Annotated in this window: 1 pseudogene; it reads left to right on the forward strand. The window is 68.3% G+C overall.

The features are described 5' to 3' along the window. A pseudogene (locus IA22_RS0133765) lies at window positions 1-391 on the forward strand (allantoinase AllB); the annotation flags it as partial.

Raw genomic sequence — 391 nt, forward strand, 5'->3', positions numbered from 1 at the left:
GGAGATCGCGGGGTTCGGTGGGCTGCTGATCGTGCACGCGGAGGATCCGGAGCATCTGGCCGGGGCGCCGCAGCGGAGTGGGGGGAAGTACGCCGATTTCCTGGCGTCGCGGCCTCGTGATGCGGAGAACGCGGCGATCGCGCATCTGATCGCGCAGGCGCGGCGGTTGGAGGCGCGGGTGCATGTGCTGCATCTGTCTTCTGCGGATGCGTTGCCACTGATCGCGGAGGCGAAGCGGGAGGGGGTGGGGGTGAGTGTCGAGTCGTGTCCGCATTTTCTGACGTTGACGGCCGAGGAGGTTCCGGACGGGGCGACGGAGTTCAAGTGCTGTCCGCCGATTCGTGAGGCGGTCAATCAGGACGCGTTGTGGGCGGGGCTGGCGGACGGCACG

Source organism: Kitasatospora papulosa (assembly GCF_000717245.1).
Lineage (GTDB): Bacteria > Actinomycetota > Actinomycetes > Streptomycetales > Streptomycetaceae > Streptomyces > Streptomyces papulosus.